Source organism: Vibrio sp. Of7-15, assembly GCF_022347565.1.
Lineage (GTDB): Bacteria > Pseudomonadota > Gammaproteobacteria > Enterobacterales > Vibrionaceae > NORP241.
On the sequence record NZ_JAKRGH010000026.1, the window covers coordinates 33,605 to 47,878 of the forward strand.

Sequence of the window (14,274 nt, forward strand, 5' to 3'; positions counted from 1 at the left end):
GTTAATCCTCTAAACTTTTTCGTTTAACCTATGCTTAAACTGCTGCAGCACCCGATACAATTTCTGAAAGCTCTTGTGTAATTGCCGCTTGACGGGCTTTGTTATACACAAGTTGCAGTTCATCAATTAGGTCACTTGCATTATCTGTCGCAGACTTCATCGCAATCATTCGCGCTGCTTGTTCGCAGGCTAAGTTTTCAACTACACCTTGATACACTTGTGATTCAACATAGCGAACCAATAAGGCATCAAGAAGTGGTTGTGGCTCAGGCTCATAAATGTAGTCCCAAGCATGACTGCGCTTCATCGCTTCATCTTCAGATTTAGGCAAAGGAAGCAATTGATCGATCACTGGTTGCTGTACCATGGTATTAACAAATTTATTGTTAACCACGTACAGGCGATCCAGTTGGCCTTCATCATATTTCTTCAGCATTACACCAACAGTACCGATAAGCTCTTCTAAGCTTGGAGTGTCTCCTAAACCAGAAACTTGAGCTTCTACGTTACCACCGTAGCTGTTAAAGAATGCCGTTGCTTTTGAGCCAATTAAGGCTAAGTCAACTTCAGCACCTTTTTCAGACCAGGTTTGCATATCTGTAATGGCTTTTTTGAATAGGTTAATATTCAAACCACCACACAAACCACGGTCACTAGAAATAATGATGTAACCTACGCGCTTGGCTTCTCGCTCCTCAAGATACGGATGACGATACTCAAGGCTGCCAAGGGCTAAATGACCGATCACTTTACGCATTGTTTCAGCATATGGACGTGACGCTTCCATCGCATCTTGTGTGCGACGCATTTTTGAAGCGGCAACCATTTCCATTGCTTTAGTGATCTTCTGAGTGCTTTGAACACTCCCGATCTTAGTACGAATCTCTTTCGCGCCGGCCATCGTTACTCTCCGTTTATGGGTGACCGAAATCGGTCACCAACGAATTACCAGGTCTGGGTTGCTTTGAAATCGTCAACCAGTTTAGTGAACTGACCTTCAATTTCTTTATCGTAAGAACCCGTTTCATCGATCTTAGAAACAAGATCGGCATATTGACCTTTGGCGAACGATAGCAATGCTGCTTCGAAATCAGCCAGCTTGTTCAGCTCAACATCATTCAAGTAGCCTTTTTCTGCTGCAAAAATAACTAACGCTTGCTCAAAAACAGACATTGGTGCGTACTGCTTTTGTTTCATAAGTTCAGTTACTTTCTCACCATGGTCTAGCTGACGCTTAGTCGCTTCATCAAGATCAGATGAGAACTGTGCGAATGCCGCAAGCTCACGGTACTGTGCAAGAGCAGTACGGATACCACCTGACAGTTTCTTGATGATTTTCGTCTGAGCTGAACCACCTACACGAGATACAGAGATACCTGGGTCAACAGCAGGGCGTACACCCGCGTTGAACAGTTCTGTTTGTAGGAAGATCTGACCATCAGTAATCGAGATTACGTTTGTAGGTACGAATGCAGATACGTCACCAGCTTGGGTTTCAATGATAGGAAGAGCAGTTAAAGAACCAGTCTTACCTTTCACTTCACCATTCGTGAACTTCTCTACATACTCCTCACTAACTCGAGCAGCACGCTCTAGTAGGCGAGAGTGAAGATAGAAAACATCACCTGGAAATGCTTCACGACCTGGTGGGCGTTTTAGAAGCAGAGAAATCTGACGATACGCTACCGCTTGCTTAGATAGATCATCATAAACAATCAGTGCATCTTCACCGCGGTCACGGAAGTATTCACCCATTGCACAACCAGCGTATGGCGCTAGGTATTGCAGTGCAGCTGATTCAGAAGCAGAAGCAACAACAACAATGGTGTTTTCTAGTGCGCCGTGCTCTTCAAGCTTACGTACTACGTTGGCAATTGTTGATGCCTTTTGGCCAATCGCTACATAGATAGAGTAAATACCAGAGTTTTTCTGGTTGATGATCGCATCGATAGACATTGCTGTCTTACCGATCTGACGGTCACCGATGATAAGTTCACGCTGACCACGACCAATTGGGATCATTGAGTCAACAGACTTATAACCAGTCTGAACTGGCTGATCTACCGATTTACGATCGATTACACCAGGTGCAATCACTTCTACAGGAGAAGTTAATTTCGCTTCGATAGGGCCCTTACCATCAATTGGCTCACCTAGCGTGTTTACAACACGGCCAAGCATTTCAGGACCTACTGGCACTTCAAGAATACGGCCAGTACCAGTTACTTTCATGCCTTCCTGTAGGTCAGCATATGGGCCCATTACAACCGCACCAACTGAGTCACGCTCAAGGTTTAGTGCAAGTGCATAACGGCCACCCGGTAATTCAATCATTTCACCTTGCATAACGTCTGCAAGGCCGTGGATACGAATGATACCATCACTTACCGATACGATAGTACCTTCGTTGCGAGCTTCACTAACAACGTTGAATTTCTCAATACGCTGTTTAATTAGTTCGCTAATTTCCGTGGAATTAAGTTGCATGCTCCAATCCCCATCAAGACTGCAAGGCATCGCTCAGGCGGTTCAAACGACCACGTGCTGAGTTATCGATGACTAGGTCTCCGGCTCGAATAATAACCCCACCAAGTAGGGCCTCATCTACACTGCAATTCAGCTTAACTTTGCGAGACAGACGCGTCTCAAGTTTTGCACTGATGTCTGCTTCCTGTTGCTCAGTAAGAACCACTGCTGATACCACATCGACATCAATCAGTTTTTCATGTTCTTGCTGCATCAAAAGATATTGATTGCAAACTTCAGGTAACACTTGTAAGCGTCCATTTTCAGCCATCACCTTAATTAGGTTTTGGCCAAAATCGTCAAGTTGCTCATCACAAATACTAATTAAGATTTCTGCCATTTTATCGGCAGTCACTGCACCATTTAATAAATCGGCAATGTCTTCATTTTTTGTGACTTCCGCAGTAAAGGTCAGCATTTGGCCCCATTTGGCCAACTCACCTTTCTCGACAGCAAAGTCAAATGCTGCTTTAGCGTAGGGGCGTGCGATAGTTGCCATTTCAGACATAAGCTACCCCTTCTATTTACAGCTTCGCAGTGATGTTATCAAGAATATCGCTGTGTGCGTCTTTATCGATAGAACGCTCCAGGATTTTCTCAGCACCAATCACAGCCAGAGTTGCAACTTGTTTACGCAGATCATCGCGAGCACGGTTGCGTTCAGCTTCAATTTCAGCTTCACCTTGAGTAAGGATTTTTTGGCGCTCAGTTTGCGCTTCCTCACGGGCTTCATCCAAAATTTGCGTTTTACGCTTGTTAGCCTGCTCGATGATCTCAGTTGCAGCGCGCTTTGCTTCTTTCAATTGATCAGAAGCATTAGCTTGTGCCAAGTTAAGGTCTTTAGCCGCGCGATCCGCAGCAGCTAAACCATCAGAAATCTTCTTCTGACGTTCCTCAATCGCTTGCATGATTGGTGGCCACACGTATTTCATGCAGAACCACACAAACAATGTAAATGCGATAGCTTGACCAAGCAGAGTTGCGTTCATATTCACAACAGCTACCCCTCGTTAAGAATCAGCGACAAATATTCACTTCAGATTTGTTGATTAACCTAATTGGCCAACAAATGGGTTTGCGAATGTGAATAGTAGCGCGATTACGATACCGATCATTGGAACCGCATCCAATAGACCAGCGATGATGAACATCTTAACTTGAAGCATTGGAGCCATTTCTGGTTGACGAGCTGCACCTTCAAGGAATTTACCACCTAGAAGTGCAAAACCAATCGCTGTACCAAGGGAAGCAAGACCTACAATAATGCCTACGGCGATTGCAGAAAAGCTCAGTAAAGTTTCCATCACTATCTCCAGTTTATAGTTGTTGGCAAAATGCCATTTAAATAAAGCTTAAAAAATAAATTAATGATCTTCGTGTGCCATTGACAGGTAAACAATTGTCAACATCATAAATACGAAGGCCTGAATCAGAATGACCAGAATGTGGAAAATTGCCCACGGTACTGAACCTAGCCATTGAGCCCACCACGGCATCATCGCCGCGATAAGAATAAACACCACCTCACCAGCAAACATGTTACCGAATAGACGCATGCCAAGAGAAAGAGGTTTCGCCAGCAGCGAGATCACTTCCAAAACAAGGTTAAACGGAATCATCACTGGATGATTAAATGGATGAAGTGCTAATTCTTTCGCAAAACCGCCAAGACCTTTCACTTTGATGCTGTAGTAAATCATCAGAGCGAAAACACCTAACGCCATTGCCATGGTGATATTCACATCGGCTGTTGGTACAACTTTTAGGTAAGGGATACCTAACCAATGCTCTGCTGGGTATGGTAAGAAATCGATAGGCACAAGGTCCATCAAGTTCATTAAAATAATCCAGCAAAAGATAGTTAGTGCCAAGGGAGCGATCAGAGGATTGCGACCATGGAAGGTTTCTTTGACGTTTTGGTCAACGAATTCCACCACAAGTTCAACAAAACACTGAAGCTTACCTGGTACTCCTGTTGTTGCTTTCTTTGCTACAGAGCGAAATACCCAAAGGAATAACGCACCTGTTAAAACAGAGAAAAACAGGCTATCGATATGTACAGTCCAGAAACCACCATCACCGACCGATAAATTGGTCAAGTGGTGAGTGATGTAACCGGACGGTGTTAGCGCTTCACCTGGCGCAGCCATAACTCATCCTATTTTTTGTTGTTAATGAATAAAACTGGTGCAAATATATTAATTGCAAGAACCAGCAAATAGGTTAGTTTGAGGGGAACTAAATCCACCTCCATATACATGTAGGCAACAGAAAATAGAATTACTGTGATAAGGATTTTTAGTACTTCACCAGTGTAAAAAGTAGCCATCACAAGTTTGGCTGCCCTTGCTCCACTGAACATAAAAGCACAAAGCGCAAATACCGCATTAGCAGCAATACAGATACCACCACCAATTAGCGCAGAAAGTCCCCAGTCAGCATTAATGGTTAACCCCATTCCTACTGCCACAACCATAACCACGCTTAACTGGATCAATAACAGCCGCTTTGCAAGCAGTCGCCCAGGTCTAGCCAGCGTTGCTACCATGTATTCGTTCCTCGAGTCCATTCCACAAAGCACAAATAAGCCGTGCTGGGAAAACAGCGAAAATTATACGATGCATAAAATCGAATGCAATCTAATCGCAGCAAATTTTTACAATAATGTTTACAAACCGACAACTTTCTTAGAAGTTGTGGCCATTGTAGCAAAAAACATAAATTAAATATCACAGCTACCGCTCTAATATTGCGAGAAGTTGCTCCATTTTGTGATGTTCGTCAAAGCTAATTACTAGTTTTCCTTTACCATTTGGCTGGCGAGTGATCAAAACTGGTGTTTCGAGCTTCTCACTCAAGCGCTCTGATAACATTTTTGCCTCTGAATCGACTGATACTTCTGGCTTCTCTTCCGTTGGCTCTAACCATTTCTTAACAAGTTTTTCAGTATCTCGAACTGATAATTGCTTTTTGATAATGACGGCAGCCACGTCAATTTGTTGCGAGTGATCTAACGCTAATAATGCTCTCGCGTGACCCATTTCAAGCTTTTTTTGCTCAACAAGGTGTTTTATCGAGTTTTCTAACTGATTTAGGCGCAATAAATTGGTCACTGTTGTGCGAGATTTACCGATGACTTCTGCCACTTGTTGGTGCGTTAATTCAAACTCATTTTGCAGCCTTTCAAGTGCTTGTGCTTCTTCAATCACATTCAAATCTTCACGCTGAATATTTTCAATCAACGACATGGCAATCGCTGTACGATCAACCACATTTTTTATAATACACGGAACAACCTTAAGCCCAGCTTGACGTGCCGCACGCCAGCGACGTTCTCCCGCAATAATTTCATAGCTATTTTCAGCCACTAGGCGAACAACAATAGGTTGGATCACCCCTTGTGAGCGAATGGACAGGGCCAACTCTTCAAGTGCGTCGGCTTCCATGTCTTTACGAGGTTGATATTGCCCCGGTTTTAAATAGCTAACGGGTAATTCTCTGAACTCATCGCTTGATGATAAATGTTCATTACGAGTTGCTGTATTTTGTTTTTGTCTTGCTAGTGAGCTGGTTGCCAATAGGGCATCTAACCCTTTACCTAGGCCGCGTTTATTCGCACTCATGATGTTCCTTACACTTCAACATTTTGATCTGTCGTTTTTTGTTCATTTTCATCACGACGGATCATCTCGCCCGCCAAAGCCAAATACGCTTTTGCACCGGATGAATATTTATCGTAATGCATCGCGGGACGACCATGACTTGGTGCTTCAGCCAAGCGCACATTACGAGGTATCACCGTGCGATACACTTTATCACCAAAGTGCTTCTTTAACTGCTCTGATACTTCATTCGATAGACGATTACGAGGATCAAACATGGTCCGTAATAAGCCTTCAATTTTCAAATCGGCATTCACAACTGCCGCCAATTTGGCAATGGTGTCCATTAAAGCAGTTAACCCTTCCAGCGCATAATACTCACACTGCATAGGCACTAGAACGGAATCAGATGCGGCCATCGCATTGATTGTAAGAAGATTTAAAGCGGGAGGACAATCGATAAAGATGAAATCATAGTTACCACGAACCGATGCTATGGCATTGCGCAATCGCATCTCACGGGCAAACACTTCCATTAGTTTAATTTCAGCCGCCGTCACATCACCATTCGCGGCAATGAGATCGTAACCTCCTGAAGTATCAGGGATCACAACTTGTTCAAATGGCGTCTCTTCGACTAATAACTCGTAGGCAGTGGCATCAACTTGGTATTTGTCGACACCACTGGCCATACTGGCATTGCCTTGTGGATCTAAGTCTATTACGAGAATTTTCCGTTGTGTGGCCGCCAAAGAGGCTGCTAAATTCACACACGTCGTGGTTTTCCCTACCCCACCTTTTTGATTCGCAATCGCGATGACTTTGCCCACAAAAACCTCATCAGTTAATCCTTGCGTGATAAGGTTACTAGATGACGCTCGCCTTCTAACTCAGGAACTTGCAAAGCTTTGATGTCGGTCACAGAACACCAACTAGGTAAATTATCAATTTCATCCGTTGGGTAAATACCTTTCAACGCTAAGAAAATGCCATCGTCGTCTTTTGGTAGGTGATGACACCAACTCACCATGTCATTCATCGACGCAAACGCACGGCTTAAGACCATATCAAATTTCGTTTCCGGTACGAACTCTTCCACTCGGCTTTGAACAGGGCTAACGTTTTCAACTTTAAGTTCGTGGATCACTTGTTTAATAAAACGAATTCGTTTCCCTAAACTATCTAATAGCGTAAAGCTTTTGCCCGGATTCATGATGGCCAGTGGAATGCCTGGCAACCCCGGCCCTGTCCCCACATCAATTAGGCTATCACCGTGTAAGTGAGGACTAACCACTATGCTATCCATAATGTGTTTCACTAACATGTCTTGTGGTTTGCGTACCGACGTTAAGTTATACGCTTTATTCCATTTATCCAGCATCGCGACATAACCCAGTAACTGGCTTCTTTGCTGCTCAGAGACTTCTAAGGTTGTTTGAGCAATTAATGCATCCAGTTTTTGTTGTAGTTCAGTCATTACGCTTCGCCTTTTTTTAACATGCCGTGTTTTTTCAGATACACCAATAAAATAGAAACCGCTGCTGGTGTGATCCCAGAAATACGAGACGCAATACCAACCGTTTCAGGCTTAGCATTGGTTAATTTTGAAATCACTTCGTTAGACAGCCCTTTCACTTGGCTGTAATCGAGCTCAAGTGGTAACTTGGTGTTTTCATGGCGCAGGGATTTTTCAATCTCATCACGCTGGCGCTGAATATAGCCTTCGTATTTTACTTGAATTTCAACTTGCTCAGCCGCTTGTTGATCATCAAGTGCTGGACCAAACCCTTCGATCTTAGTTAATTCGCTGTAAGTAACCTCAGGGCGACGGATCAGATCCTCACCGCTAGCTTCACGAACGATCGGCGTTTTCAGGATCTTATTGAGTTGATCCACTTGTTCCGATTTTGGGTTGATCCAAATGTCTTTTAAACGCTGGCGTTCTTGTTCCATGTTTTCAATTTTGTCATTGAAACGCTGCCAACGAGCGTCATCAACAAGACCCAACTCACGGCCTTGTTCTGTTAAACGCAAATCCGCATTATCTTCACGCAGCAACAAACGGTATTCCGCGCGTGAGGTGAACATACGGTACGGTTCCTTTGTACCAAGCGTGGATAAATCATCAATCAATACCCCCATGTACGCTTGGTCACGGCGAGGGTTCCACCCTTCTTTTTCTTGAGAGAATAAGCTTGCGTTTAGACCGGCCATTAAGCCTTGTGCAGCCGCTTCTTCATAGCCTGTCGTACCATTAATTTGACCAGCAAAGAATAAACCTTTGATAAACTTAGTTTCGTAAGTCTGTTTTAAATCACGCGGATCAAAGAAATCATACTCAATCGCATAACCTGGGCGCACAATATGCGCATTTTCAAACCCTTTCATTGAACGCACAATTTGCATTTGAACATCAAACGGTAGGCTGGTGGAAATGCCATTTGGGTACAGTTCGTGTGTGGTTAAGCCTTCAGGCTCAATGAAGATTTGATGGCTGTTTTTGTCTGCAAAACGCATCACTTTATCTTCAATGGATGGGCAGTAACGAGGGCCAATCCCTTCAATCACTCCCGCATACATTGGGCTACGATCAAGATTATTACGAATCACATCGTGCGTTTTCTCATTGGTGTGAGTAATAAAACACGGAATTTGCGTTGGGTGCTCAGTTCGATTCCCCATGAAAGAAAACACAGGTGTCGGGTTATCACCATGCTGGGTTTCCAGCACACTAAAATCAACTGTTCGTGCATCGATGCGTGGAGGTGTTCCTGTTTTTAAACGATCCACTCGAAATGGCAGTTCACGAAGTCGATCCGCTAATGCGATCGACGGAGGATCGCCTGCACGGCCTCCTGCAAAGTTTTCAAGCCCAATGTGCAGTCGACCACCTAAGAAGGTACCAACGGTCAATACCACGGCTTTCGCGCGGAATTTAAGCCCCATTTGGGTGACAGCACCAACCACTTGATCGTTTTCAACAATAAGATCATCAACTGATTGCTGGAACAGCGTTAAGTTAGGTTGATTTTCTAATGTTTCACGAACTGCGGCTTTGTACAAAAGGCGATCCGCTTGAGCGCGTGTTGCACGAACCGCAGGGCCTTTAGACGCATTTAACGTTCGAAATTGAATGCCACTTTTATCAATGGCATGTGCCATTAAGCCACCTAAAGCATCCACTTCTTTTACCAAGTGACCTTTGCCGATCCCACCAATGGCAGGGTTACATGACATTTGGCCTAACGTATCGATGTTGTGTGTTAGGAGTAATGTTTTTTGTCCGGTGCGTGCGGCTGCCAATGCAGCTTCAGTACCAGCATGACCACCACCGATAACAATGACGTCAAAGTTTTCTTGGTAAAACATAGATCTACCTTAGATAGTATTTAAACCAGAGGCTATTTCTGAACAAAAGACGATCATTTTACCCTTTTTATGGGGTGAAGAGGAAGTTTTATGTGACATAAATCAACTTCACGATTCTCTTAATATATATAAAGATCTTTTAAATAGATCTTCTATTAGATCTATTATATAGATCGCACGATCATGTGGATAACTGGAAAATGATCAACAAGATCATCATCTTTGATCGGATCGTTTCTTGTGGTTTTGTTTTGATCATTCCGGGGAGAGGTTGGGATCAAAATGACGACTTATTCACAGGTGGGGAGGGAGTAGGATCTTATTAAATGAATAACTATAGGTTGATCACTGTTTTAGTGGGTACTTATCCACAGCTCAGAAAGTTAATCTGATAACATCTCTGAACCGTGGGATCACTTTTTATTCACATTAATCATGCAGCCAAGTGGATAACCAGGCTTCTGCTGGATCTTCTGGAACGGGATCTTGGGTCACATCAATGTCCAATCGGGCGTTAATTCGGCCTGCTCCGAGCGTTTCTAGCAGTTGATCTGCGTGTATTCCAGCGGCGCAGTAGGTGTCATAACTCGAATCACCAATGGCGATCACGGCGTATTTCAGGCTAGAAAGATCCGGTTTTTGGGCTTCCAATTGGGTGATGAAGGGCTGAATATTGTCAGGATATTCGCCAGCCCCATGGGTGGAGGTGATGATCAACCAGTGTCCTGTTAATGGGATCTCTTCAATCGTTGCTTCATTAAAAACATGGGTCGTAATGCCTTTTTCATTCAATAAATCACTTAAGTGATCGGCGACGTATTCGGCGCCGCCAAGCGTGCTGCCGGTAATAATGGTGATGTTATCCATGGTTTTCCTTATGGTGATAGGTATAAAAAAGGCGAGCCTTGTGCCCGCCTTGTTGCTTTATTTTCCGATACAGAATGAAGAGAAAATTCTACCTAATAGGTCGTCGGAGCTAAATTCCCCTGTGATCTCATTTAAGAATTGTTGAGTGATGCGTAACTCTTCTGCCAATATTTCACCGGCCATGTAGCCTTCAAGTTGCTGTTGACCAATCAGCAGATGTTCTGCGGCCTTATCCAATGCTGCTAAATGGCGTCTGCGTGCCATAAAGCCGCCTTCATGGCCACCAGCAAAGCCCATGCACTCTTTTAGATGCTCACGCAGTGCATTCACGCCTTGCCCTGTTTTTGCGGATAAGCGGATGAGAGTTGGGCTACTGACATGGCAAATCCCCAGTGCTTCTTCGGTTTGATCCACTTTATTACGGATGACCGTCATACCGATATTCTCTGGTAGGCGATCAACAAAATCGGGCCAAATATCTTTGGGATCGGTGGCATCTGTGGTGGTGCCATCGACCATGAACAACACTCTGTCGGCTTGTCGGATTTCTTCCCAAGCTCGTTCAATACCAATTCGTTCTACTTCGTCAGAAGCATCACGTAGGCCTGCGGTATCGATAATGTGCAGTGGCATGCCATCAATATGGATGTGTTCTCTTAATACATCACGAGTGGTACCTGCGATGTCTGTTACGATGGCAGACTCTTTGCCTGATAGGGCATTTAATAGGCTGGATTTACCAGCATTTGGGCGACCAGCAATAACCACTTTCATGCCTTCACGCATGATGGCGCCTTGGTTTGCTTCAGCACGAACGGCAGCAAGGTTATCAATGATGGTTTGTAAGTCACCACTTACTTTTCCATCGGCCAGAAAGTCGATTTCTTCTTCTGGGAAATCAATCGCCGCTTCAACGTAGATACGTAGGTGGATCAATGACTCTACCAGTTCACTGATTTTTGTCGAAAATCGTCCCTGTAGGGATTGTAATGCGGATTTGGCGGCTTCTTCTGAACTGGCATCGATTAAATCGGCAATGGCTTCTGCTTGGGTTAAATCCAGTTTATCGTTGAGGAACGCGCGTTCTGAAAATTCTCCAGGTCTGGCTGCTCGTAGGCCTTTTATTTTTAAGATGCGCTTGATCAGCATGTCCATCACGACAGGGCCACCGTGACCTTGCAGTTCTAGTACATCTTCGCCTGTAAAAGAGTGTGGATTATTAAAAAACAGAGCGATGCCTTGGTCGAGTTCTAAGCCTGTTTCATCTTTAAAGCTGATGTACTCAGCGTAGCGGGGTTTTAAGGCTTTTCCTGTAACTTGTTCTGCGACGGTTTTGGCTAAAGGGCCAGAGACGCGGATAATGCCCACGCCACCACGGCCTGGGGGAGTTGCTTGGGCAACGATGGTATCGGTATGTTCGTTCATGATTTGGGATCTTTCTTAAGACGTTGGAGCAATTGTAATCACACAAAAACAAAAAGGCGACCATCAGGCCGCCTTTGTCTCATTTGATAAGCACTTACTTACTGTGTAAGCCTTTTTTCTCTAAGGCACGATAAATGATCGTTTGCTGAATTAGCGTTACGATGTTCGATACTAGCCAGTAAAGAACCAAACCAGATGGGAACCATAGGAAGAAGAAGGTAAACATAACCGGCATAAAGGTCATGATCTTCTGCTGCATTGGGTCTGTTACTGTTGTCGGGCTCATTTTTTGGATAAAGAACATACTTGCACCCATTAATAATGGCAGTACAAAGTATGGGTCTTGTGCGGATAAGTCTGTGATCCAACCAAAGAATGGGGTATGACGTAATTCAACCGATTCCATTAGTGCCCAGTATAGAGCAATGAAAATTGGCATCTGTAGAAGAATCGGTAAACAGCCACCCAGTGGGTTTACTTTTTCTTTCTTGTACAGCTCCATCATTTCTTGACTCATGCGCTGACGGTCGTCGCCAATACGCTCACGCATTGCTGTCAGTTTTGGTTGCAGCATACGCATTTTTGCCATTGACGTGTATTGTGCTTTTGTTAGTGGGTACATAGCACCACGCACAATAAAGGTCAGTACAATGATTGCTAGACCCCAGTTTACCACCACGCCTTGAATTGCTGATAGTAACCAGTGTAGTGGTTTCGCGATGAACCATAACCAGCCGTAATCGACGGTTAAATCTAGGTTTGGTGCGACTTCAGCCATTTGTTCTTGCAGTTTAGGGCCTACCCATAGTGTGGCTTGTAAGTTCGCCGCTTCACCATTAGCGATGGTAATGCCTGGCATACGAACGCCAATGTAACCTTGGCCACCCGCTACACGTGAATACAGCTGAGTGTCTGGTGCGTGACGTGGTATCCATGCCGATGCAAAGTAGTGCTGAAGCATGCCCGCCCAACCTTCGCCATTACTTAGGCTAAGAGATAGGTTTTTCTCTTGCATGTCATCGAAACTGTACTTTTTGTAACGCGTTTCTTGAGTTGAGTAAGCACCACCACGGTACGTTGGCATGGTTAAGCTGCCACCGTCGTCCATTAGGTTTTGCTTCAATTGAGCGTACATTTGAACATTCGCGTTTTCACCAGACTGGTTGTCTACGTTGTATTCAACGTCAATGGCGTAGCTGTTACGCTTAAGAACGAATGTTTTGGTGTAGGTAATGCCATTTTGTACCAAGGTTAATGGAATACGCAGTTCAGACTGACCGTCTTCTAATGTGAATTCTTTTGCATCAACACTGTACTGAGCACGGCCGGCATTCGTATCGATACCTTGTTGGCCGATCAGACCACTTTGAGCTATGTAGCTGTGGCCAGGTTCGTTTTTCAGTAATACAAATTTTTCTTCAGAATCAAGTTCTGCATTGTATTGGTTTAGCTGGGCTGATACGACGTCACCGCCAAGAGTATCAACAGACAGAGTTAGCACATCTGTTGTGATGGTGATTAGATTTTCAGACTGAGAGGATGCCGTGATTGGTTGGCTGTCTACAGACGAATGTGCTGGTACATCACCACTTGTTTGTGTTTGTTGTGCGACACCCTGTGGTTGAGGGTTGTTATCTACATTCCACTGTTGGTACAGCAAAAATGAGACAAACAGAAGCGCGATCAACAGAATATTGCGTTGGGAGTCCATCGTTATTTATCTCTGTCATTGTTCTGGATTGGCGGGACGGGGTCATAACCCCCATCATTCAAAGGATGGCATTTTAATAGACGTTTGCCGGATAACCAACACCCTTTTATCGTTCCGTGCATTTTTATTGCTTCGATAGCGTAAGTAGAACACGTAGGGGTATAACGACAGCGTGGCCCAAGAAGTGGGCTGATAGCTAGCTTATAAAAGCGAACTAGGCCAATAATTAGCCACGAGAAGGGCGAGATAGGCGATGCCATAATTTATCTAACAACTTGTTCATTTCGTCATTGCTAAGCTCTTGGGCACTTTTTTTGGCGATAACGACAAAGTCTTTGGCTGGTAGCTGGTGCTGTTTAAGGCGAAAGCTTTCACGTACACGACGTTTGAACTTATTACGTGCAACGGCAGTTTTGATCTGTTTTTTAGGAACAGCCAAACCAAGACGGGGATGAGTTAAGCCATTTTCTCGGGCGAGAATGGTAAAGTGTGGCGAGCCAGCTCTATGAGCTTGCTGAAAGACGTATTTATAATGTTCGGGAGTTAACAAACGTAACTCCCGACAGAAGGCTAGCTTATTCAAAATAATCAAAGATTACTTAGAAAGACGCTTACGGCCTTTAGCACGACGTGCATTGATTGTTGCGCGACCGTTCTTAGTTGCCATGCGAGCACGGAAGCCGTGGCTACGCTTGCGCTTTAGAACTGAAGGTTGAAAAGTGCGTTTCATTGGTTTTACCTTATTACTGATCAGTATTTTTCGGTTTTGTTAAG

The 14,274-nt window shown here is 44.3% G+C and carries 18 protein-coding genes; 1 reads left to right on the forward strand and 17 read right to left on the reverse strand.

The window, feature by feature from the left end; translation table 11 throughout:
- Positions 1–34: 34 nt before the first annotated feature.
- From atpG to mnmG, 11 genes are all read right to left on the reverse strand, one after another.
- Positions 35–901 carry a F0F1 ATP synthase subunit gamma gene (gene atpG, locus MHO82_RS20625; protein WP_239187273.1) on the reverse strand — a complete coding sequence of 289 codons (867 nt, stop codon included), beginning with the start codon at positions 899–901 and terminating at the stop codon, positions 35–37.
- Between the two features lie 44 nt (positions 902–945).
- Positions 946–2,487 carry a F0F1 ATP synthase subunit alpha gene (gene atpA / locus MHO82_RS20630; protein ID WP_239187276.1) on the reverse strand — a complete coding sequence of 514 codons (1,542 nt, stop codon included), beginning with the start codon at positions 2,485–2,487 and terminating at the stop codon, positions 946–948.
- 13 nt (positions 2,488–2,500) lie between these two features.
- On the reverse strand, positions 2,501–3,034 hold the full coding sequence (gene atpH / locus MHO82_RS20635; RefSeq protein ID WP_239187279.1) for a F0F1 ATP synthase subunit delta: 534 nt from the start codon (positions 3,032–3,034) through the stop codon (positions 2,501–2,503).
- 16 nt (positions 3,035–3,050) lie between these two features.
- The gene (gene atpF / locus MHO82_RS20640) at positions 3,051–3,521 is read right to left on the reverse strand and encodes a F0F1 ATP synthase subunit B (RefSeq protein WP_239187282.1); all 471 of its coding nucleotides are present in this window, start codon (positions 3,519–3,521) and stop codon (positions 3,051–3,053) included.
- Positions 3,522–3,575: 54 nt separating this feature from the next.
- Positions 3,576–3,830 (reverse strand): F0F1 ATP synthase subunit C, encoded by a 255-nt coding sequence (atpE, locus tag MHO82_RS20645; protein ID WP_002540812.1) that lies wholly within the window; start codon positions 3,828–3,830, stop codon positions 3,576–3,578.
- A 60-nt stretch (positions 3,831–3,890) separates the two neighbouring features.
- Positions 3,891–4,676: a F0F1 ATP synthase subunit A gene (gene atpB / locus MHO82_RS20650; protein ID WP_239187285.1), complete on the reverse strand. Its 786-nt coding sequence runs from the start codon at positions 4,674–4,676 to the stop codon at positions 3,891–3,893.
- Between the two features lie 8 nt (positions 4,677–4,684).
- Positions 4,685–5,074, reverse strand: a complete 390-nt coding sequence (locus MHO82_RS20655) for a F0F1 ATP synthase subunit I (protein ID WP_239187288.1) — start codon at positions 5,072–5,074, stop codon at positions 4,685–4,687.
- Between the two features lie 187 nt (positions 5,075–5,261).
- Complete coding sequence (locus MHO82_RS20660; protein WP_239187291.1) at positions 5,262–6,149, reverse strand: ParB/RepB/Spo0J family partition protein; 888 nt, start codon at positions 6,147–6,149, stop codon at positions 5,262–5,264.
- 8 nt (positions 6,150–6,157) lie between these two features.
- Positions 6,158–6,958 carry a ParA family protein gene (locus MHO82_RS20665; RefSeq protein WP_239187294.1) on the reverse strand — a complete coding sequence of 267 codons (801 nt, stop codon included), beginning with the start codon at positions 6,956–6,958 and terminating at the stop codon, positions 6,158–6,160.
- A gap of 14 nt (positions 6,959–6,972) precedes the next feature.
- Positions 6,973–7,605 carry a 16S rRNA (guanine(527)-N(7))-methyltransferase RsmG gene (rsmG, locus tag MHO82_RS20670; RefSeq protein WP_239187297.1) on the reverse strand — a complete coding sequence of 211 codons (633 nt, stop codon included), beginning with the start codon at positions 7,603–7,605 and terminating at the stop codon, positions 6,973–6,975.
- The gene (mnmG, locus tag MHO82_RS20675; RefSeq protein WP_239187300.1) at positions 7,605–9,497 is read right to left on the reverse strand and encodes a tRNA uridine-5-carboxymethylaminomethyl(34) synthesis enzyme MnmG; all 1,893 of its coding nucleotides are present in this window, start codon (positions 9,495–9,497) and stop codon (positions 7,605–7,607) included. The genes rsmG and mnmG overlap by 1 nt, the downstream gene beginning before the upstream one ends.
- A 200-nt stretch (positions 9,498–9,697) precedes the next feature.
- Between mnmG and MHO82_RS25820 the strand changes: the two genes are divergently transcribed.
- On the forward strand, positions 9,698–9,823 hold the full coding sequence (locus MHO82_RS25820; RefSeq protein ID WP_275440697.1) for a hypothetical protein: 126 nt from the start codon (positions 9,698–9,700) through the stop codon (positions 9,821–9,823).
- Between the two features lie 103 nt (positions 9,824–9,926).
- Here the strand turns inward: MHO82_RS25820 and mioC are convergent, their stop codons facing one another.
- The 6 genes from mioC to rpmH all read right to left on the reverse strand — a co-directional run bounded on the left by mioC (position 9,927) and on the right by rpmH (position 14,230).
- Positions 9,927–10,364, reverse strand: coding sequence for an FMN-binding protein MioC (gene mioC, locus MHO82_RS20680; protein WP_239187303.1), 438 nt, complete (start codon positions 10,362–10,364; stop codon positions 9,927–9,929).
- 57 nt (positions 10,365–10,421) lie between these two features.
- A complete protein-coding gene (gene mnmE / locus MHO82_RS20685) occupies positions 10,422–11,789 on the reverse strand; it encodes a tRNA uridine-5-carboxymethylaminomethyl(34) synthesis GTPase MnmE (RefSeq protein ID WP_239187306.1) in 1,368 nt (455 codons plus the stop codon).
- A gap of 94 nt (positions 11,790–11,883) precedes the next feature.
- On the reverse strand, positions 11,884–13,500 hold the full coding sequence (gene yidC / locus MHO82_RS20690; protein WP_239187309.1) for a membrane protein insertase YidC: 1,617 nt from the start codon (positions 13,498–13,500) through the stop codon (positions 11,884–11,886).
- Between the two features lie 2 nt (positions 13,501–13,502).
- Positions 13,503–13,760 carry a membrane protein insertion efficiency factor YidD gene (gene yidD / locus MHO82_RS20695; RefSeq protein ID WP_239187312.1) on the reverse strand — a complete coding sequence of 86 codons (258 nt, stop codon included), beginning with the start codon at positions 13,758–13,760 and terminating at the stop codon, positions 13,503–13,505.
- Complete coding sequence (gene rnpA / locus MHO82_RS20700; RefSeq protein WP_239187315.1) at positions 13,727–14,092, reverse strand: ribonuclease P protein component; 366 nt, start codon at positions 14,090–14,092, stop codon at positions 13,727–13,729. The genes yidD and rnpA overlap by 34 nt, the downstream gene beginning before the upstream one ends.
- A 3-nt stretch (positions 14,093–14,095) precedes the next feature.
- Positions 14,096–14,230, reverse strand: coding sequence for a 50S ribosomal protein L34 (gene rpmH, locus MHO82_RS20705; RefSeq protein WP_006233350.1), 135 nt, complete (start codon positions 14,228–14,230; stop codon positions 14,096–14,098).
- Between the last annotated feature and the right edge of the window lie 44 nt (positions 14,231–14,274).

Excerpts from the sequence above, each read along its gene's own strand:
- atpG (WP_239187273.1), bottom strand. The coding sequence starts at position 901 with ATGGCCGGCGCGAAAGAGATTCGTACTAAGATCGGGAGTGTTCAAAGC.
- atpA (WP_239187276.1), bottom strand. The coding sequence starts at position 2,487 with ATGCAACTTAATTCCACGGAAATTAGCGAACTAATTAAACAGCGTATT.
- atpH (WP_239187279.1), bottom strand. The coding sequence starts at position 3,034 with ATGTCTGAAATGGCAACTATCGCACGCCCCTACGCTAAAGCAGCATTT.
- atpE (WP_002540812.1), bottom strand. The coding sequence starts at position 3,830 with ATGGAAACTTTACTGAGCTTTTCTGCAATCGCCGTAGGCATTATTGTA.
- atpB (WP_239187285.1), bottom strand. The coding sequence starts at position 4,676 with ATGGCTGCGCCAGGTGAAGCGCTAACACCGTCCGGTTACATCACTCAC.
- MHO82_RS20655 (WP_239187288.1), bottom strand. The coding sequence starts at position 5,074 with ATGGTAGCAACGCTGGCTAGACCTGGGCGACTGCTTGCAAAGCGGCTG.
- MHO82_RS20660 (WP_239187291.1), bottom strand. The coding sequence starts at position 6,149 with ATGAGTGCGAATAAACGCGGCCTAGGTAAAGGGTTAGATGCCCTATTG.
- rsmG (WP_239187297.1), bottom strand. The coding sequence starts at position 7,605 with ATGACTGAACTACAACAAAAACTGGATGCATTAATTGCTCAAACAACC.
- mnmG (WP_239187300.1), bottom strand. The coding sequence starts at position 9,497 with ATGTTTTACCAAGAAAACTTTGACGTCATTGTTATCGGTGGTGGTCAT.
- MHO82_RS25820 (WP_275440697.1), top strand. The coding sequence starts at position 9,698 with ATGATCAACAAGATCATCATCTTTGATCGGATCGTTTCTTGTGGTTTT.
- mioC (WP_239187303.1), bottom strand. The coding sequence starts at position 10,364 with ATGGATAACATCACCATTATTACCGGCAGCACGCTTGGCGGCGCCGAA.
- mnmE (WP_239187306.1), bottom strand. The coding sequence starts at position 11,789 with ATGAACGAACATACCGATACCATCGTTGCCCAAGCAACTCCCCCAGGC.
- yidC (WP_239187309.1), bottom strand. The coding sequence starts at position 13,500 with ATGGACTCCCAACGCAATATTCTGTTGATCGCGCTTCTGTTTGTCTCA.
- yidD (WP_239187312.1), bottom strand. The coding sequence starts at position 13,760 with ATGGCATCGCCTATCTCGCCCTTCTCGTGGCTAATTATTGGCCTAGTT.
- rpmH (WP_006233350.1), bottom strand. The coding sequence starts at position 14,230 with ATGAAACGCACTTTTCAACCTTCAGTTCTAAAGCGCAAGCGTAGCCAC.